The 16,082-nt window shown below is 59.6% G+C and carries 21 protein-coding genes; 10 read left to right on the forward strand and 11 right to left on the reverse strand.

The annotated features are described in order from the left end of the window. Nucleotides 1–178: 178 nt before the first annotated feature. Both KGA85_RS14050 and KGA85_RS14055 read left to right on the forward strand, forming a co-directional pair. Nucleotides 179–457, forward strand: a complete 279-nt coding sequence (locus KGA85_RS14050) for a type II toxin-antitoxin system RelE/ParE family toxin (RefSeq protein WP_007980828.1) — start codon at nucleotides 179–181, stop codon at nucleotides 455–457. Nucleotides 458–465: 8 nt separating this feature from the next. Beyond that, nucleotides 466–771 carry a HigA family addiction module antitoxin gene (locus KGA85_RS14055; RefSeq protein WP_223455366.1) on the forward strand — a complete coding sequence of 102 codons (306 nt, stop codon included), beginning with the start codon at nucleotides 466–468 and terminating at the stop codon, nucleotides 769–771. A 51-nt stretch (nucleotides 772–822) separates the two neighbouring features. On the opposite strand, the gene KGA85_RS14060 is transcribed toward KGA85_RS14055, so the two are convergent. Next, a complete protein-coding gene (locus KGA85_RS14060) occupies nucleotides 823–1,344 on the reverse strand; it encodes a Bro-N domain-containing protein (RefSeq protein WP_223455368.1) in 522 nt (173 codons plus the stop codon). 434 nt (nucleotides 1,345–1,778) lie between these two features. Further along, entirely contained in the window at nucleotides 1,779–2,039 is a 261-nt protein-coding gene (locus tag KGA85_RS14065) for an accessory factor UbiK family protein (protein WP_046038993.1), read from the reverse strand. 419 nt (nucleotides 2,040–2,458) lie between these two features. Here KGA85_RS14065 and glnK point away from each other — a divergent pair, with 419 nt between their 5' ends. From glnK to sutA, 4 genes are all read left to right on the forward strand, one after another. Beyond that, entirely contained in the window at nucleotides 2,459–2,797 is a 339-nt protein-coding gene (glnK, locus tag KGA85_RS14070; RefSeq protein ID WP_002555808.1) for a P-II family nitrogen regulator, read from the forward strand. A 35-nt stretch (nucleotides 2,798–2,832) separates the two neighbouring features. After that, on the forward strand, nucleotides 2,833–4,170 hold the full coding sequence (locus KGA85_RS14075) for an ammonium transporter (protein ID WP_223455370.1): 1,338 nt from the start codon (nucleotides 2,833–2,835) through the stop codon (nucleotides 4,168–4,170). A 214-nt stretch (nucleotides 4,171–4,384) separates the two neighbouring features. After that, nucleotides 4,385–4,810, forward strand: coding sequence for a secondary thiamine-phosphate synthase enzyme YjbQ (locus KGA85_RS14080; protein ID WP_150724915.1), 426 nt, complete (start codon nucleotides 4,385–4,387; stop codon nucleotides 4,808–4,810). Nucleotides 4,811–4,911: 101 nt separating this feature from the next. After that, nucleotides 4,912–5,235 (forward strand): transcriptional regulator SutA, encoded by a 324-nt coding sequence (gene sutA / locus KGA85_RS14085; RefSeq protein ID WP_046038997.1) that lies wholly within the window; start codon nucleotides 4,912–4,914, stop codon nucleotides 5,233–5,235. A gap of 187 nt (nucleotides 5,236–5,422) precedes the next feature. Here sutA and KGA85_RS14090 read toward each other — a convergent pair whose 3' ends face one another. The 6 genes from KGA85_RS14090 to lptM are packed head-to-tail and all read right to left on the reverse strand — an operon-like array spanning nucleotide 5,423 to nucleotide 10,036. Next, nucleotides 5,423–6,130 (reverse strand): HAD family hydrolase, encoded by a 708-nt coding sequence (locus KGA85_RS14090; protein ID WP_223455372.1) that lies wholly within the window; start codon nucleotides 6,128–6,130, stop codon nucleotides 5,423–5,425. Beyond that, complete coding sequence (xerC, locus tag KGA85_RS14095; RefSeq protein ID WP_223455374.1) at nucleotides 6,127–7,026, reverse strand: tyrosine recombinase XerC; 900 nt, start codon at nucleotides 7,024–7,026, stop codon at nucleotides 6,127–6,129. The genes KGA85_RS14090 and xerC overlap by 4 nt, the downstream gene beginning before the upstream one ends. A 2-nt stretch (nucleotides 7,027–7,028) precedes the next feature. Beyond that, on the reverse strand, nucleotides 7,029–7,754 hold the full coding sequence (locus KGA85_RS14100; RefSeq protein ID WP_223455376.1) for a DUF484 family protein: 726 nt from the start codon (nucleotides 7,752–7,754) through the stop codon (nucleotides 7,029–7,031). A 13-nt stretch (nucleotides 7,755–7,767) separates the two neighbouring features. Beyond that, entirely contained in the window at nucleotides 7,768–8,598 is an 831-nt protein-coding gene (dapF, locus tag KGA85_RS14105) for a diaminopimelate epimerase (protein WP_223455378.1), read from the reverse strand. Nucleotides 8,599–8,602: 4 nt separating this feature from the next. Then, a complete protein-coding gene (gene lysA, locus KGA85_RS14110; protein WP_223455380.1) occupies nucleotides 8,603–9,850 on the reverse strand; it encodes a diaminopimelate decarboxylase in 1,248 nt (415 codons plus the stop codon). Nucleotides 9,851–9,862: 12 nt separating this feature from the next. Then, nucleotides 9,863–10,036 (reverse strand): LPS translocon maturation chaperone LptM, encoded by a 174-nt coding sequence (gene lptM / locus KGA85_RS14115; RefSeq protein ID WP_223455382.1) that lies wholly within the window; start codon nucleotides 10,034–10,036, stop codon nucleotides 9,863–9,865. Between the two features lie 199 nt (nucleotides 10,037–10,235). Between lptM and cyaY the strand changes: the two genes are divergently transcribed. The 3 genes from cyaY (at nucleotide 10,236) to rnk (ending at nucleotide 11,405) form a co-directional block, all read left to right on the forward strand. Continuing rightward, nucleotides 10,236–10,568 carry an iron donor protein CyaY gene (gene cyaY / locus KGA85_RS14120; RefSeq protein ID WP_007980802.1) on the forward strand — a complete coding sequence of 111 codons (333 nt, stop codon included), beginning with the start codon at nucleotides 10,236–10,238 and terminating at the stop codon, nucleotides 10,566–10,568. 4 nt (nucleotides 10,569–10,572) lie between these two features. After that, nucleotides 10,573–10,791: a DUF1289 domain-containing protein gene (locus tag KGA85_RS14125; RefSeq protein WP_223455384.1), complete on the forward strand. Its 219-nt coding sequence runs from the start codon at nucleotides 10,573–10,575 to the stop codon at nucleotides 10,789–10,791. 203 nt (nucleotides 10,792–10,994) lie between these two features. After that, entirely contained in the window at nucleotides 10,995–11,405 is a 411-nt protein-coding gene (gene rnk / locus KGA85_RS14130; protein WP_008050852.1) for a nucleoside diphosphate kinase regulator, read from the forward strand. A gap of 7 nt (nucleotides 11,406–11,412) precedes the next feature. On the opposite strand, the gene KGA85_RS14135 is transcribed toward rnk, so the two are convergent. The 3 genes from KGA85_RS14135 to KGA85_RS14145 all read right to left on the reverse strand — a co-directional run bounded on the left by KGA85_RS14135 (nucleotide 11,413) and on the right by KGA85_RS14145 (nucleotide 15,189). Continuing rightward, the gene (locus KGA85_RS14135) at nucleotides 11,413–14,256 is read right to left on the reverse strand and encodes a class I adenylate cyclase (protein WP_223455386.1); all 2,844 of its coding nucleotides are present in this window, start codon (nucleotides 14,254–14,256) and stop codon (nucleotides 11,413–11,415) included. A gap of 192 nt (nucleotides 14,257–14,448) precedes the next feature. Next, a complete protein-coding gene (locus KGA85_RS14140; protein ID WP_223455388.1) occupies nucleotides 14,449–14,694 on the reverse strand; it encodes a TIGR02647 family protein in 246 nt (81 codons plus the stop codon). A 210-nt stretch (nucleotides 14,695–14,904) separates the two neighbouring features. Continuing rightward, a complete protein-coding gene (locus KGA85_RS14145; protein ID WP_223455390.1) occupies nucleotides 14,905–15,189 on the reverse strand; it encodes a hypothetical protein in 285 nt (94 codons plus the stop codon). 124 nt (nucleotides 15,190–15,313) lie between these two features. Between KGA85_RS14145 and KGA85_RS14150 the strand changes: the two genes are divergently transcribed. Next, nucleotides 15,314–15,973, forward strand: coding sequence for a glutathione S-transferase (locus KGA85_RS14150; RefSeq protein ID WP_223455392.1), 660 nt, complete (start codon nucleotides 15,314–15,316; stop codon nucleotides 15,971–15,973). The last annotated feature ends 109 nt before the right edge of the window (nucleotides 15,974–16,082 follow it).

The following is a 16,082-nucleotide window of genomic DNA, read 5'->3' on the forward strand; positions in this document are numbered from 1 at the left end:
CTATCGCAGGATATTGCCTGCGCTGAAGTGCGAGACGATCAATGAAGGCATCGTGGAGTCGAGCAGGTAGTCCTTTTCCTAAAATATTGAGAGGTCACTGAGGGTCACGCCCTCTTTGTTGCATTTGGCAAGTCAGCTTATACACTCAAGATTAATGCATAACGTTAAGCTTTAAATTATGATCGTTAGCTTTAAGTGTTCTGAGACCGAGTACTTGTTTCGCAACGGTAAGACTCGTATGTGGTCAGCCATTCTGAGCGTCGTGGAACGAAAGCTGACGATGCTTGATGCTGCTGCCGTGCTGATAGACCTTCGATCCCCGCCGGGTAATCGCTTAGAGGCGCTGGAGGGAAATCGAAAAGGTCAGTACAGCATCCGTATCAACGCTCAATGGCGAATTTGCTTCATTTGGGGTCCTAACGGACCAGAGAATGTCGAAATCGTCGATTATCACTGAGGTGAGTAATGACTAAGAATGGTATGCGCCCGGTTCACCCTGGCGAGATCCTCAAAGAGGAATACCTGGAGCCTCTGAGCCTTACGGCTGCAGCGTTGGCCAGGGCGTTGAACGTTTCGACACCCACGGTGAACGATATCGTGCTCCAGCGTCGAGGTATCAGTGCTGATATGGCTCTCAGGCTTTCTATTTGTCTGGACACGACCCCTGAGTTTTGGCTGAACCTGCAATCGACTTACGATTTGCGCAAAGCCGAGATTGAACGAGGGGCTGCGATCCGGGATCAGGTTGAGCGACTTGCGCACTGCGCCTGATTGTTGTCTTGGATTTATTGAACCCCACGCCGAAAGCGTGGGGTTTTTTATTCAGAATGCGTGAAGCATCTTCGCGGCTCTTTTCCACCAAGGCGCATTGATAGCAGGCCTGGGAGTAACCTGATCAGGCAAAAGCTGCGGCACATCCTGCAACCGAATCCACGGCTGGTTGTTCCAGTGCAGCAGGCTCAACGACATTTCCGGCCAGTTGAGCAGGCTCAGTTGCGGGCGTTCGGTTGTAGTGGGGTATTGGGCATCTCGCAGGGCGGGAACAACTTCGTGGGTGAGCCATTCGCGTAAGGCACGGTATTCGGGGCAGTAGTGATAGACCAGTAATGCGTAAACGCCGGATTCGCTGATCAGCAGGATGTTTTCGATGTGACCGTGGATGAGGGTTTTGGCTGTTTGGTATTGGTCGGGATCGAGTTTTCGGAGTTGGCGGTCGTTGAGGTAGATGCGTAGCAGTCGGCCTAGGTCGCGGCCGCTGAACCAGGGTTGGTTTTGTATTAGGAGGGCGTGGAGGTGGAGTTTGTGGCGGGTGAAGATGTGGGGGATTAGGTAGTTTTCTTCCATCGTGCAGTTCTCGGGGTCGAGTGAAGAGAAACTGCCTCTGATCGTCGCCAAACGAAAAGGGTGGCAGCTATGCGCGGGTTGGCGAACCGGTGACGCCCGAAAAACCGGCAGACCCTAAGGTCTCCCACGCACAGCTGCCATAACTCAAGAGGGGGAAAATTCCCTATTCGAATTTGGTCGTAGTGCGTCGGGGTTTTTCTAGGTCGCCAAACCCAGTGCTGAGCATTCAGCTGGGGATGAGCTTAGAGACCGGATACCTGGCGACGCAATCGGACGGCGGTGTGATGTTTGTAGGACGTTGCCGAGATTGTTGCGGGGCTGAAGATCAAAAGATCGCAGCCTTCCGCAGCTCCTACAGGTGAAGCGCAAGGTCGTTCCGACCTTCAATCGCGAGCAAGCTCGCTCCCACAGGGGGCTGCATTTCACATCAGAATTTATTCGGTCGGTGGATTCAGCTTCGCTTCAAGCTCCGCCACCTTCGCCTCAAGGCTCTCCAACCGCGCCCGGGTGCGTGCCAATACAACCATCTGGCTATCGAACTCTTCCCGACTCACCAGATCCAGTTTGCTGAAGCCACTTTGCAGCAACATTTTGAACTGGCTTTCGATTTCAGCTTTCGGCAGAGGTGTGTCGCCGCTGAAGAGGCGGGAGGCGGTGCCGGTGAGGGCGTCGAGGAAGTCTTTGGGCGCGAGCATGGGCAATGTCCTGGAAACAATGGCGGGCAGTGTATCACGCAGTGTCTATAGTCATTTCCGCAGGCGAAGGGTGCACGCTTTTCGCGCATGGGGACGGACGGCGTCGCACCGTTATTGTGCGTAACCCGGCGAGTGTTGTTGCGATATAGCGGACATCTGCCGGCAAAAGATTGAAAACTATGAGTTTTGTGGAGATGGCAAGCTTTCTGCTTAGATGCTGGTAACCCATGCACTGATGCAGTCGCTGTGACGAATGCAGTGCGCCAGGCGGAACGCGGGGAGTGTTTCGCAGGGAGCGGTTAGCTGGCGTCGAACGGGCAGGTAAGGCCGACGATGCGTTACAAAGCCAGGCACTGCGCTTAGACTTGAGTCGGGTTTGTTTTCCTGGGGCAAGTCCACCAATTCGGGAGAGAGTTTTCATGAAGCTAGTCACTGCCATCATCAAGCCGTTCAAGCTGGACGACGTACGCGAGTCGCTGTCCGAGATCGGCGTGCAGGGCATTACCGTCACTGAAGTCAAAGGCTTTGGTCGGCAGAAGGGTCACACCGAGCTGTATCGCGGCGCGGAATACGTGGTCGATTTCCTGCCCAAGGTGAAGATCGACGTCGCTATCGACGACAAGGATCTGGACCGGGTAATCGAGGCCATCACCAAGGCTGCCAACACCGGCAAGATCGGTGACGGCAAGATCTTCGTGGTCAATCTGGAACAGGCGATTCGCATCCGTACCGGCGAAACCGATACCGACGCAATCTAAGCCGCCACAAACCCAACGCCCCAGGAGAAAACAATATGACTCTGCGTAAATTCGCAGGGCTAGGAGCCCTGTTGTCCCTCGTAATGCCCAGCCTGGCCATGGCGGCAGACGAAGTGGCGGCCCCAGTCCTCAACTCCGGCGATACCGCCTGGATGATGACCTCGACAGCTCTTGTGCTGTTCATGACCATTCCCGGCCTTGCGCTGTTCTACGGCGGCATGGTCCGGTCGAAAAACATTCTTTCCGTGATGATGCAGTGCTTTGCCATTACCGGTCTGATCAGCATCCTGTGGGTCATTTATGGCTACAGCATCGCGTTCGACACCACGGGCATGGAGCAGGGCGTCATCAACTTCAACTCGTTCTTCGGCGGCATGGGTAAGGCATTCCTCGCCGGCATCACGCCAGCCAGCCTGACCGGGCCTGCGGCGCTGTTCCCTGAGGCGGTGTTCGTCACCTTCCAGATGACCTTCGCGATCATCACCCCGGCGTTGATCGTCGGCGCCTTCGCCGAGCGGATGAAGTTCTCTGCGATGCTGGTCTTCATGGGCGTGTGGTTCACCCTGGTATATGCGCCGATTGCGCACATGGTCTGGTCCGGTAACGGCGGCCTGTTGTGGGACTGGGGTGTTCTGGACTTCGCCGGCGGCACCGTGGTGCACATCAATGCCGGTGTGGCTGGTCTGGTTGCCTGCCTGGTGCTGGGCAAGCGCAAGGGCTTCCCGACCACGCCGATGGCGCCGCACAACCTCGGTTACACCCTGATGGGCGCGGCCATGCTGTGGGTCGGCTGGTTCGGTTTCAACGCCGGTTCCGCCGCTGCGGCCAACGGCACCGCCGGCATGGCGATGCTGGTAACTCAAATCGCTACCGCTGCTGCTGCGCTGGGCTGGATGTTTGCCGAGTGGATCACCCACGGCAAACCTAGTGCACTGGGCATTGCTTCGGGCGTGGTTGCCGGTCTGGTGGCAATCACCCCGGCTGCCGGCACCGTTGGCCCAATGGGCGCGCTGGTCATCGGTCTGGCGGCTGGTGTGGTGTGCTTCTTCTGCGCCACCACCCTGAAGCGCAAGCTCGGCTATGACGATTCCCTGGACGCCTTCGGTGTGCACGGTATCGGCGGTATCCTCGGCGCAATCCTGACCGGTGTGTTCGCTGCTCCGTCCCTGGGTGGCTTCGGCACCGTGACCGACATCGCCGCACAAGTGTGGATTCAGTGCAAAGGCGTAGGCTTCACGGTGATCTACACCGCGATCGCCACATTCATCATCCTCAAGGTGCTGGATGCGGTCATGGGCCTGCGTATCAACGAAGAAGAAGAAGCGGTCGGCATCGATCTGGCGCTTCACAACGAGCGCGGCTACAACTTGTAAGCAAGCGCATAAAAAACCTGCCCGGCTTGCCGGGCATTTTTTTGTCTGGAATTTGTCATTGAAGGCTGAGCTGAAAGGTTTTTTCCTACAGGTTTTACGATGTTTACGTCGGGTGTTTTTGTGCGGTCAAAGGCTTACAGGATTGAAGGAATATTAGGGCCTTTGTTTTTTCCCAGAGCGCGCTAGAATGCGCCCCGAACGTGCGGAGAACTGTATGTGGCAACAGACTCTGATTACCTTGCGGGCGAGGCCCCGGGGCTTTCATCTGGTAACGGACGAGTTACTCGCCGGCCTGCCTGAACTCAAGGCGTGTCGGGTCGGTCTGTTGCATTTGTGGCTGCAGCATACCTCGGCGTCGTTGACCATCAACGAGAACGCCGATCCGGCGGTACGTCGCGACTTCGAACGATTTTTCAATCGTCTGATCCCACAAGGAACAGACGGCTATGAGCATAACGACGAAGGCCTGGACGACCTCCCGGCGCACTTCAAGGCCAGCGTGCTTGGCTGTCAGCTCAGTTTGCCGATTGCGGCAGGCCGGTTGGCGTTGGGGACCTGGCAAGGCGTTTATCTGGGCGAGCACCGTGATCATGGCGGTGCCCGTAAAGTCCTCGCCACCGTACACGGTGAAGAGGCATAGCCGCTGGTCAGCAGCGGCTGTTGATTTTTTTCCGGCAGCCTTCGACAGAGGGCAAAGCTGGGCTATAACTAATCTGCTTTTCGCAAGTCATGAGGTAGAACATGAGCGACGATGATCTGGAAAACGACGACCTCGAAGTAGGCGACGACGACGAAACCGAAGAAGGTCTGGAAGCAGCGGCGGAAGACGTCGCTGAAGACGACGGTGGTGATGCGCCGGTTCCGGCCGCCAAAGGCAAGGCCAAGGCAGCGGTATCGGTCGATGAGCTGCCGAGTGTCGAAGCCAAGAACAAGGAACGCGATGCTCTCGCGCGGGCCATGGAGGAGTTTTTGGCCAAGGGTGGCAAGGTGCAGGAAGTGGAGGCCAATGTGGTCGCCGATCCGCCCAAGAAACCTGACAACAAGTACGGCAGCCGGCCTATCTGAGCCTGCTACCCGCTTGCTGAAAAAGCCCGCCGTCGCCGCGGGCTTTTTCATGCCTGAAACAAAAATTTGAAACCTATGGTGATCCCTGTGGGAGCGGGCTTGCTCGCGAATGCGGTATGTCGGTCGATATTGATGTTGACTGACACGACGCTTTCGCGAGCAAGCCCGCTCCCACATTGGTTTTGTGTCAGGCCGAGGCCTTGTTCCAACTCGCCAGCAACGCCGGCAAATCGGTCAGGCTGCGAATCTCCGCATCCGGCAGTCGTTCTGCTTCCCAGACCTTGCCCGCCGGGTTGAACCAGATCGCCCGCATTCCCGCCTGCTGCGCACCGGCAATGTCATCGCCCGGATGATCGCCAATGTGCACCGCCGATTCAGCGGTCGCGCCACCGCGCTGCAAGGCCTCCTGGAACAATCGTGCGTCGGGTTTGGCGATGCCGATGTCTTCTGCGCACAGCGCAAACTTGAAGTAATCCGCCAGGCCCAGCCGGCGCACATCGGCGTTGCCATTGGTGACCACGCCGAGAGCGTAATGGTTGGCGAGGATTTCCAGGGTCGGTTCGACCTCCGGAAACACTTCGATCTGATGGCGAGCGTGCAGAAACACTTCAAAGCTCTTGTCCGCCAGATCCGACGCTTCGCTATGCCCGTAGCCAGACTCTTCCAGGGCGTGGAACAGGACCCGGCGACGCAACGCACTGATGCGGTGCTTGAGACCCGGTTCGTTAGCCAGTACTCGTTCGCGGATCAACCACAAATGCTCCACCGGCACCGCCCCCAGGTTGGGCGCGTGCTCGGTCAGCCATTCGCGCAAAACGGCTTCGGCGCTGACGATTACCGGGGCGGTGTCCCATAGGGTGTCGTCGAGGTCGAAGGTGATCAACTGAATGCTCATGAATCGTCGCCCTTAATGCGTTTGGCCCGTGGGTGGGCGCTGTCGTAGACCGTGGCCAGGTGCTGGAAGTCCAGGTGGGTGTAGATCTGCGTGGTCTTGATGTCCGAGTGTCCGAGCAGTTCCTGCACTGCGCGCAGGTCCTGGGAGGATTCCAGCAAATGGCTGGCGAAGGAGTGCCGCAACATGTGCGGGTGCAGATTCTGCCCCAGTTCGCGCTCGCCGGCAGCCTTGACCCGCACCTGGATCGCCCGGGGGCCGAGGCGGCGGCCTTGCTGGCTGATAAACACCGCATCGTCTGCCGGGTTGGCCATGGCCCGCAGTGGCAGCCACTGCTCCAGCGCTTCACGGGCCTTTTTTCCTACCGGCAGCAGGCGGGTCTTGCTGCCTTTGCCGAGCACCTGGACCATGCCGTCGGCCAAATCGAGTTGATCGAGATTCAGGCCCGTCAGTTCAGACAGTCGCAGGCCCGAGGAGTAGAACAACTCCAGAATCGCCTGGTCCCGGCGAGCCAAAAAGTCATCCTCGACACCACCTTCCAGCAATTGCAGCGCGCGGTCGGTGTCGAGGGTTTTCGGCAGGCGGCGTTCGCCTTTGGGCGGCGCGAGGCCATTGGCCGGATCGTGGTCGCACAGGCCTTCGCGGTTCAGGAAATGATAGAGCCCGCGAACGGCCGACAGCAATCGCGCCAGGCTGCGAGATGATTGACCTTGGGCGTGCAGACGGGCAATCAGGCTGCGCAGGCGCTGGATGTCCAGCGCCGTCCAGCTGCCGATATTCTGTTTGACGCACCAGCCCAGCACTTTATCGAGGTCGCGGCGGTAGGCCGACAGCGTGTGCGGCGACACCTGCCGCTCACTGCGCAGGTGTTCGCAGTAAGCGTCCAGTTGTCGTTCCATGTTCAGCGTACCGAGCGCAGGGAGTTGTTGACCCGTGGCAGCACGCGACCCATGACTTCAGCGATGTAGCTCAGGAACAAGGTGCCCACCGAGCTTTTGTAGTGCTGCGGATCGCGGCTGGCGATGGCCAGGATGCCGTGGATGCCTTGGTGGCTGATGGCAACGACCGCGGTGGAACCGATTTGCTTGCGCTGTTCTTCGCCGAACAGGAAGTCCAGTTCATGCTCGCGCAGGCTGCCACTGACGCTTTTGTCTTCCGAGAGCAGGCCGCCAATAGCCACTTGCGCTTCGGCGTGGGTGACCCAGCGGCCGACCGGCATGGCGTTGTCGCCGAGCAGGATGAGGCTGACGAAGGGCACCTGGAAGTCCTGACGCAGGCTGTCTTCGACGCACATCACCACGTCTTCCAGGCTGGCGGCATCCATTAACGCCAGCAGCAATCGACGGGTTTTTTCGAACAGGCGGTCGTTGTCCCGGGCCACGTCCATCAAATGCGACAGGCGATGACGCAGTTCAATGTTGCGGTCGCGCAGGATGGTCATCTGACGCTCCACCAGCGACACGGTATCGCCGCGCCGATGGGGAATACGCAGGGACGGGAGCAGTTCTTCGTGCTCGACGAAGAAGTCCGGATGAGCCTCCAGGTACGCGGCAACAGCCGCCGCCTCCAGGCTTTCGGACGGTGATTCGTCAGCTTGTCGTGCGGGTACCTGAGGCTTGTCGGTCATGGGTTTCGCTCACTCAAAGACGCACTTGTCCTTCATATACGCGCACTGCCGGGCCGGTCATCATCACCGGTTGACCAGGGCCTGCCCATTCGATGGACAAGCGCCCGCCAGGCAGGTCGATCAATAGCGGCGAATCCATCCACCCCTGGCTGATCGCGGCCACTGCGGCGGCACAGGCGCCGGTTCCGCAAGCCTGGGTTTCCCCGGCTCCACGCTCCCAGACGCGCAACTGCGCGCGGCTCCGGTCGATGACCTGGAGAAAACCGACATTGGCCCGTGCCGGGAAGCGCGGGTGATGTTCGATTTTCGGGCCCAGCTCATGCACCGGCGCGTTGTTGATATCGCTGACCCGCAGCACGGCATGGGGGTTGCCCATGGACACGGCGGCCAGATCGACCGGGGTGCCGTCGACGTCGACCTGATAACTCTTGGCCTGCTCCGGCGCCTGGAACGGAATATCCGCCGGCACCAGACGCGGGGCGCCCATGTTGACGCTGATTTGGCCGTCGTTTCGCACGTCCAGTTCGATGACGCCGCTTTTGGTCTCGACGCGGATCTGCCGCTTTGCGGTCAGGCGCTTGTCGAGCACGAAACGGGCAAAGCAGCGCGCACCGTTGCCGCACTGTTCCACTTCGGAACCGTCGGAGTTGAAGATCCGATAGCGGAAATCCACGTCCGGGTTGCTCGGCGCTTCGACGATCAGCAACTGGTCGAAACCGATGCCGGTGTGCCGGTCGCCCCATTGCTTGGCATGCTTGGGCAGAATGTGCGCGTGCTGGCTGACCAGGTCGAGGACCATGAAATCATTGCCCAGGCCGTGCATCTTGGTAAAACGCAGCAGCATGGTTTTACTCCGGCAGCAGGCTTTCGCCAGCAAACAACTCGGCTACCGTCTCACGGCGACGCACTTCAAATGCCTGATCACCGTCCACTAACACTTCTGCGGTACGGCCGCGGGTGTTGTAGTTGGAACTCATGACAAACCCGTAGGCACCGGCCGAATGCACGGCCAGCAGGTCGCCTTCTTCCAGGGCCAGTTGACGATCCTTGGCCAGGAAGTCGCCGGTCTCGCAGATCGGACCGACGATGTCGTAGGCGCGAGCAGCGGAGGTGCGCGGGCGCACGGCAGTGACGTCCATCCAGGCCTGATACAGCGCCGGGCGGATCAGGTCGTTCATGGCGGCGTCGACGATGGCGAAGTCTTTGTGCTCGGTGTGCTTGAGGTATTCGACCTGGGTCAGCAACACACCGGCGTTGGCGACGATAAAGCGGCCCGGCTCGAACACCAGCGCCAGATCGCGACCGTCGAGACGCTCGCGCACGGCCTTGATGTAGTCGGCAGCCAGTGGCGGCTCCTCGTCCTTGTATCGCACGCCCAGGCCACCACCGAGATCGATGTGGCGCAGGTAGATGCCGCAATCGCCGAGGCGATCGACCAGGCCCAGCAGGCGGTCGAGAGCGTCGATGAACGGCGGCAGGGTGGTCAGTTGCGAGCCGATGTGGCAATCGACGCCGACCACTTCCAGGTTCGGCAGCTGCGCGGCACGCACGTACACGTCTTCGGCGTCGGCGATGGCGATGCCGAACTTGTTCTCTTTGAGACCGGTGGAAATGTACGGGTGGGTGCCGGCATCGACGTCCGGGTTCACGCGCAGTGAAATCGGCGCGCGAACGCCCAGTTCGGCGGCGACCACTTGCAGGCGTTCCAGCTCGTCGGTGGATTCGACGTTGAAGCAGTGCACGCCGACTTCCAGGGCGCGACGCATGTCGTCACGGGTCTTGCCGACGCCGGAGAACACGATCTTGTCGGCGCTGCCGCCAGCGGCCAGTACACGTTCCAGTTCGCCACGGGAGACGATGTCGAAACCGGCGCCCAGACGTGCCAGGACATTCAGTACGCCCAGGTTGGAGTTGGCCTTGACCGCAAAGCACACCAGGTGCGGCATGCCGGCCAGCGCATCGGCATAAGCCAGGTATTGGGCTTCGATGTGTGCGCGGGAGTAAACGTAGGTCGGTGTACCAAAGCGCTCGGCGATGGCAGACAGGGCAACACCTTCCGCGAACAGTTCACCGTCACGGTAGTTAAAAGCGTCCATGAGGTTCCCTTATTATTGGTAGACGTCGTGCTTGTGTGCTTTGGAGGCAGGCTGCTGCGACGACTTGGCTTGTTCGGCAGGGTCCTGGTCTTCATCGGGCAGGTACAGCGGGCCTTTTTGACCGCAGGCCGACACAAGGCAGGCAACCGCGAGGAGCGCAGCGAGGGAGGAGATCAGGCGCTTCATGGCGAAATCCTTGAAAATGCATTAATTGCGCCGGAGTATACCGGCCACCCGGCAGCTTGCCTATGCAGCGGACCGCCCGTCCGGCGGGGCTTGGCCGCAAGCACATCGAACCCACAGGTCGTTATTCTTTGCAATCGACGGGGCTCGGTCGTATCTTGCGGCCCTTGAGCCTGATCAGACACTTTTTGAGGTTGCCGTAATGAGTTTGTCCGAAGCGCGTTTCCACGACCTGGTCGATGCCACCCAGCAAACCCTGGAGGACATCTTTGACGACAGCGACCTGGATATCGACCTCGAAAGCTCGGCCGGTGTGCTGACCGTCAAGTTCGAGAACGGCAGCCAGTTGATCTTCAGTCGCCAGGAGCCGCTGCGTCAGCTGTGGCTGGCGGCGGTGTCCGGTGGTTTCCACTTCGACTACGACGAAGAAAGCGAGCGCTGGATGTGTGACAAGAGCGAAGAGCAGTTGGGTGAAATGCTCGAGCGTATCGTCCAGCAACAAGCGGGTGTCGAGCTCGATTTCGAAGGACTGTGAGATCGTGACCCAGCCTGCGCCTGTCCGTGCGCCCAAGCCGCTCTACAGCAATGTCAGCCCGGCGGTGCCGTCGCCGTGCAGCGGAGTTTGCCGGCTGGATGAGCAGAAAGTCTGTCTGGGCTGCTTTCGCCATGTCGAAGATATTCGTGAGTGGCGTTCGGCCGACGATCAGCGTCGGCGGGTGATTTGCGAGCAGGCTGCCCACCGCAAAGTTTCAGCCTAGCGAGTCATTGTGGCGATCCGACAAGCCCCCTCGCCACAGGAGTTCTCTACAAGTCCATAGCGTCGGTTTGGCCATGACTTGTATATTTTTTGAGCTGTGATAGTGTCCAGAAACGCCTCCACCCATCGAGGCTTATGAAAACCCCGCCTTTTTCTGGCGGGGTTTTGCTTTTTTCGTGCAGAAGAAAGGAGTCTGCCCAGATCATGACCGCACCTTCCATCACCCTTACCCGTCTGGACGTCCAGCGTCTGGAGCGTCTGATCGACAGCCTGGACGACACGCTGCCGGGCGTTATTGCGCTGCAAACCGAACTGGATCGCGCCGATACCCTGGTCGGCCACGATGAAGTGCCGGCGGATGTCGTGACCATGAATTCCCGTGTGCATTGCCGCGAAGAAGGCAGTGGCAAGGACTACCACCTGACCCTGGTGTACCCCAAGGATGCGAATGCCGACGAAGGCAAGGTCTCGATCCTGGCGCCGGTGGGCAGCGCGCTGCTCGGCCTGAAGGTTGGCCAGCACATCGATTGGCCGGCTCCGGGTGGCAAGACCCTGAAGCTGACGCTGCTGGAAGTCGAATCGCAGCCGGCCAATGGCGGCGCATTCCCCGAGTGACATCCGCTCAGACCTGATCGAGCGCCTCGTTCAATGCGTGCTCAAGGTCAGCTTTGTAGCGCAGGTACAGATGGGTGGAACTCTGCCCTTCGCCCAGAAGGCCTGACAGGTCGAGGTCGGTGATGTAGCAGCGGTAGCGTTCGGTTTCCCGGCGCTGCCCGACGATTTCCCGGGCGACCACGCGGAACAACTGGTCGCCATGTTCCAGCTCGGAAAACTCCCGTTGATTGCAATACAACGTCACCTGCACCTGACCCGGTGCGGCTTTGCCGACGATCGCCTGCACGTCGTAGAACGGCTTGTTCACCGGCGTCTGCGGTACCGGCCGGGCTTCGATGCGGCGCGCCCGGCCAGGGCCTGACGGCAACAACTGGCAATACAGGGTGTCGAGGTTCAAGGGGTGGGCAGCATCCATTGGCAGCGGGGCATCGCGACGGTACTGGATCGATTGCAGGAAACGCTGCAGCGGCACCAGCAGGCTTTGCTCATCGTGCCAAGGCAGGCGTTGCTGCCACAAGGCATTGAACTCATCGAGCACGTAAAGCTCAGCCTGATCTTCGTTGACCCGATAGAACACTTGAATGCAGTCCGGCTGGCCCGTTGGCAGGAACAGCGCGAGGTCGTGCTCTTCCAGTGCCTTTGGGTCCAGGTGAAGCGGGCTGTAGCTGGCCATTTCCTCGCCCAGGTAATCGATCAGCGCCGGCAAAGTGGTCAGCGCGATGTGCTGGACCTGCCCCGGCACCAACTCCAGCACGTGGTAGTGCTGCTGGACCTGGATCAGGTAGCGATGGTTGAGCCGGCTCAGCAGCAGGTTCTGCGCGGTATCGAGGATTTCCTCGACCCGTTGGGCAATGAACTGCGCGCGGTTATGGCAGAAGCAACGCACCCTCAGCTTCGGCTGTTGTGGTCCCGCCGGCAGGTTGTTGAGGTAGTCGCGGATGCAGTCGAGCAGGGCGTGGGGGCCGTCGTAGCGGCCGACCAGCACTTCGTTCCAGCTATTGAGCGTGACCTGGTCCAGGGTCAGCACCAGATTTTCCCGGACACCGGCGTAGCTCAGGGAGTCGGTGCGTTCGGTGGTCATGAGGATGTTCAGGTCGCGATGGTGCTTGAGCGGATCGATGCTGACATTCACCAGGATCAGCACTTCACTCGGCACGCTGGCACGCAACAGAGGTTCTTCGGCGACGGTGGGCAAGGGCAGGGCGATGGTCTGTTGCAGGCTGCCGAGCAAGTTGAACAGTTCGAATTCGCTCAAGTCGCTGGTGCCGGGGTGCAAGGCCAGGCGGGTACTGCTGTCGATCACGCCATTGCGGTGGCACCAGGTCAGCAGCTCGAGCAAGTGGCGGCTGCGTTTGATCGGCGCGAAATGCTCCCACTCCAGTGCCGTCAGGCTGCCGTTGTACAAGCCCCACTGGCTTTGCCCCAGTTCTTTCTTGTTCGGTGCGTGCACCAGCGTCAAGGTGTCTTCAGCCAGGTCCGGGGCGATGCCGGGGTTGATGAATTCGACTTTGCCGGCCTTGCGCTCGAAAGCGGCGTACAGGCGACGGCCGAGGACACTCAGGTCGCGCTTGTTGATGCGGCTGACCGTTTGTTCGTGACGGGCGAACTGGGTGAGAAAGCGGTAGCTGTAGTTCAGCTCGTTGACCAGTGACCGCCGCTCGGAACTGACCTGGCGGACTTTCCACTGGCTGCGGCTGTCGAGCAGGGTCAGTTGGCGCTGGTCCCAGTGCCATTCATGGGCCAGGCGTTCGAGCAAAGTGCGTTGCCAGCTCTGGGTGCGGCTGTTGCCGGTGAGTTTGCGATTGACCTTCAGGTACAACGCGCGACGCACCAGTTCCAGGCGTTCCGGTTCGTTGCGGGCGATCAGGTATTCCTCAATGCGCCGGTACACCACGACGTACGGGTCCAGTTCGTCGAGGTCGAGTCGGTTGGCGAACACCGCTTGCTTGAAGCGCAGGCTCAGGCAATGGACCCTGGGGTGTTCACTGGCGTAAACCTCTGTCAGCAGCAGCTTGAGTACCGATTTGTAGGGCGACTCGATGCCCTTGAACAACTGCCAGAGCCCAGCGCCGATAAATTCGCCGGGCGGGATGTAGGCCAGGTTGCCGAGGTCGAGGGTTTCATCGGCGCGGATGAAGCGTTTGGAAATCAAGGTGTGGGTGTAACGGTCATAGCTCGACTCTTCGTAGACCGGCACCAGCCACCAGATCGGTGTACGACCGGCCAGCCAGATCGCGGTGCGGTAAAACTCGTCCAGCAACAGGTAGTGCTGGGTGGTGCCGCAATCCTCCGAACTCAGCTGGGTATCGCGCTCGCCGCGGACGAAACGGTTCGGGTCGATCAGGAAAAAATGTGCTTCGGCGCCTTGGCTGGCGGCCCAGGCTTCCAGCAACTGGCATTTTTTGCGCAGCTCGGCGAGTTCGTTCTCGGTCAGGTCCGGCCCATGGCAGACCCACACATCCATGTCGCTCTGGTCGGCCTGCGCCAGGGTGCCGAGGCTGCCCATCAGGAACAGTCCATGAATCGGTCGTGGCGGATTGCTGCCGTGGCGCGGTTTGTAGGAAAACGAGCGGGTCAGGCGCTGGGCTTCAGCGAGGACATTGGCATCCGGTTCGAAATTCGACAGCCCGGCCGGCGTACTGCCGGAAACGTAGCCGGGCAACAGCGGATGGTTAACGTGGAAAAACAGCGGCAGCAAGGTCAGGACCCCTTGCTGGCGGGTCGACAACCCTTCCATGGCGCGAGCCATGCGTCCTTCGTTGAGCTTCAGAAAGCGTGCGCGCAGCTGGCTGAGAACCTTGCGGTCGATTCCCTCGTCCAGATCGGGGCGGATTTCATGGGTGCGCGTCATGTCAGCTCAAACCGGCTCGCAGGGCTCGGACGTGGGGGCTCAGGTGAGGGGGAGTTTAGCGCCTGGGTCACGGGACTTTTAAGCTGATTTTGTATTTCTGGCGTCAGATTTCTATCGTGCGGCTACAGCGGGCATCAAAATGCGCCCGCGGAAATCCTTCAGCAGGGATTTCCGTGGGCGATGCGGGGGAATTCAGGCTGTTTCTTCGGCTCTCAGAATGGTGAGCACGGATTGCACATTTTGCGCGGCGTCACGACCCAGGCTGGTCAGATAGCCGCCATCAGGCTGGTCGATCAGATCTTTTTCAAATAGGCGTTTGGCAGCGGCAATAGCTTTCGGGGCAGCGGTCTGATGAATTTTCAAACCTTCCTGGGAACTGTCCAGGTTGAAGAGTGCGAGGATTTCCAGTTCGGCAACCAACTCAGGGGTAAGCGACATAAGGACTCCAGACTTTCTAGGAATTGGACGACAGCGCCCCTAAGGTGAACCCGCTTGTCCGGCATGTCCAGTGCTCGTGACAGGGTTTTTTTTCCTCTGTAGGAGCGAGCTTGCTCGCGAAGATCGTCAACGATGACGCGTAAACCAGATGCCCCGTGGCGCTCTCGGGTTTTTCGCGAGCAAGCTCGCTCCTACAGCGAGGGCGTGGGTTTATTGCTTTTCCGGCGGCAACTCGGGCAATGCCCGCAGCGCAGCCTCGTACCATTCGGTGTTGAATGCGCGGTCTTCTTCGAGGATTGCGTCGATTTCTACCGCCAAAACATGAGCCATCAAGTTGAGGATTTCTTCCCGCTCGTAACCCACCAGCGTCAGCTTGTTGAACGTCGCCTTGGCCGCTGGCGGGTTGTCGCTTTCGATCTGGTTTTCGATGGCCTGGATCAGGGTACTTTCGGCGAACTCTTCTTCGTCGTTGTCGATATCGTTCTGCTCGCTCATGGCAGGCTCCTCAGGGAAAGGTGGCCAGTTTACCCGCATTCAGTCGCGTGATGCTGCTGGCAAGAATCCCGGTAGCGTTCTATAAACAGGCACTGCCCACCCCGCACGGCCTGGAGGCTATGTGATGTTTAAACTTTATGGATTTTGTGTCAGCAACTACTACAACATGGTCAAACTGGCGTTGCTGGAAAAAGACCTGCCGTTCGAGGAAGTCATGTTCGTCCCGACCCGGGCCCCGGAGTCATTGGCGATCAGCCCGCGGGGCAAGGTCCCGGTGCTGGGCGTCGAGCAGGGCTACATCAACGAAACCAGTGTGATTCTCGAGTACATCGAACAAGCCCAAAAGGGCAAGCCGCTGTTGCCGAATGAGCCGTTCGAGCGCGCGCAGGTGCTGGCGTTGGCCAAGGAAATCGAGCTGTACATCGAACTGCCGGCGCGTGCCTGCTTCCCGGAAGCATTTTTTGGCATGACGGTACCGGAGGCGATTAAGGAAAAGAGCAAGGCTGAGTTGGTACTGGGGTTTGCGTCCCTGGCCAGGCACGGCAAATTCGCCCCTTATGTGGCTGGAGAAAGCTTGAGCATTGCCGACCTGTACTTCCAGTACAGCGTGTCACTGGCCAGTGCGGTCGGGCAGAAGGTGTTCGGGATTGATCTGCTGGCAGAAATGCCGGCGGCCAAGGCGTTGCTGGAGCGTCTGGGACAGAACCCCAACGTTCAGCGAATTGCTGCGGACAGAGAGGCGGCGATGCCGGCGTTTATGGCGATGGTCGCCAGCAAGAAGTAGGTTTTGTAGCGTTCTTGCGAATGTCATCGCGGGCAGGCCCGCTCCCACAAGGGTCACACTTAACCTGTGGGAGCGGCGGTGCGGCGATCCGACTTGCCCGCGATGCTTT

Source organism: Pseudomonas sp. GL-B-12, from assembly GCF_019955895.1.
In the GTDB taxonomy this organism is placed as follows: domain Bacteria; phylum Pseudomonadota; class Gammaproteobacteria; order Pseudomonadales; family Pseudomonadaceae; genus Aquipseudomonas.

What these genes read in the sequence shown, in the direction of transcription:
- dapF (WP_223455378.1), bottom strand. Translation starts at nt 8,598, where the DNA reads ATGCTGCTGCGTTTTACCAAGATGCACGGCCTGGGCAATGATTTCATG.
- lysA (WP_223455380.1), bottom strand. Translation starts at nt 9,850, where the DNA reads ATGGACGCTTTTAACTACCGTGACGGTGAACTGTTCGCGGAAGGTGTT.
- KGA85_RS14050 (WP_007980828.1), top strand. Translation starts at nt 179, where the DNA reads ATGATCGTTAGCTTTAAGTGTTCTGAGACCGAGTACTTGTTTCGCAAC.
- KGA85_RS14145 (WP_223455390.1), bottom strand. Translation starts at nt 15,189, where the DNA reads ATGAGCGAGCAGAACGATATCGACAACGACGAAGAAGAGTTCGCCGAA.
- KGA85_RS14065 (WP_046038993.1), bottom strand. Translation starts at nt 2,039, where the DNA reads ATGCTCGCGCCCAAAGACTTCCTCGACGCCCTCACCGGCACCGCCTCC.
- KGA85_RS14060 (WP_223455368.1), bottom strand. Translation starts at nt 1,344, where the DNA reads ATGGAAGAAAACTACCTAATCCCCCACATCTTCACCCGCCACAAACTC.
- KGA85_RS14100 (WP_223455376.1), bottom strand. Translation starts at nt 7,754, where the DNA reads ATGACCGACAAGCCTCAGGTACCCGCACGACAAGCTGACGAATCACCG.
- KGA85_RS14090 (WP_223455372.1), bottom strand. Translation starts at nt 6,130, where the DNA reads ATGAGCATTCAGTTGATCACCTTCGACCTCGACGACACCCTATGGGAC.
- cyaY (WP_007980802.1), top strand. Translation starts at nt 10,236, where the DNA reads ATGAGTTTGTCCGAAGCGCGTTTCCACGACCTGGTCGATGCCACCCAG.
- KGA85_RS14055 (WP_223455366.1), top strand. Translation starts at nt 466, where the DNA reads ATGACTAAGAATGGTATGCGCCCGGTTCACCCTGGCGAGATCCTCAAA.
- sutA (WP_046038997.1), top strand. Translation starts at nt 4,912, where the DNA reads ATGAGCGACGATGATCTGGAAAACGACGACCTCGAAGTAGGCGACGAC.
- KGA85_RS14135 (WP_223455386.1), bottom strand. Translation starts at nt 14,256, where the DNA reads ATGACGCGCACCCATGAAATCCGCCCCGATCTGGACGAGGGAATCGAC.
- glnK (WP_002555808.1), top strand. Translation starts at nt 2,459, where the DNA reads ATGAAGCTAGTCACTGCCATCATCAAGCCGTTCAAGCTGGACGACGTA.
- KGA85_RS14150 (WP_223455392.1), top strand. Translation starts at nt 15,314, where the DNA reads ATGTTTAAACTTTATGGATTTTGTGTCAGCAACTACTACAACATGGTC.
- KGA85_RS14080 (WP_150724915.1), top strand. Translation starts at nt 4,385, where the DNA reads ATGTGGCAACAGACTCTGATTACCTTGCGGGCGAGGCCCCGGGGCTTT.
- xerC (WP_223455374.1), bottom strand. Translation starts at nt 7,026, where the DNA reads ATGGAACGACAACTGGACGCTTACTGCGAACACCTGCGCAGTGAGCGG.
- KGA85_RS14140 (WP_223455388.1), bottom strand. Translation starts at nt 14,694, where the DNA reads ATGTCGCTTACCCCTGAGTTGGTTGCCGAACTGGAAATCCTCGCACTC.
- rnk (WP_008050852.1), top strand. Translation starts at nt 10,995, where the DNA reads ATGACCGCACCTTCCATCACCCTTACCCGTCTGGACGTCCAGCGTCTG.
- lptM (WP_223455382.1), bottom strand. Translation starts at nt 10,036, where the DNA reads ATGAAGCGCCTGATCTCCTCCCTCGCTGCGCTCCTCGCGGTTGCCTGC.
- KGA85_RS14075 (WP_223455370.1), top strand. Translation starts at nt 2,833, where the DNA reads ATGACTCTGCGTAAATTCGCAGGGCTAGGAGCCCTGTTGTCCCTCGTA.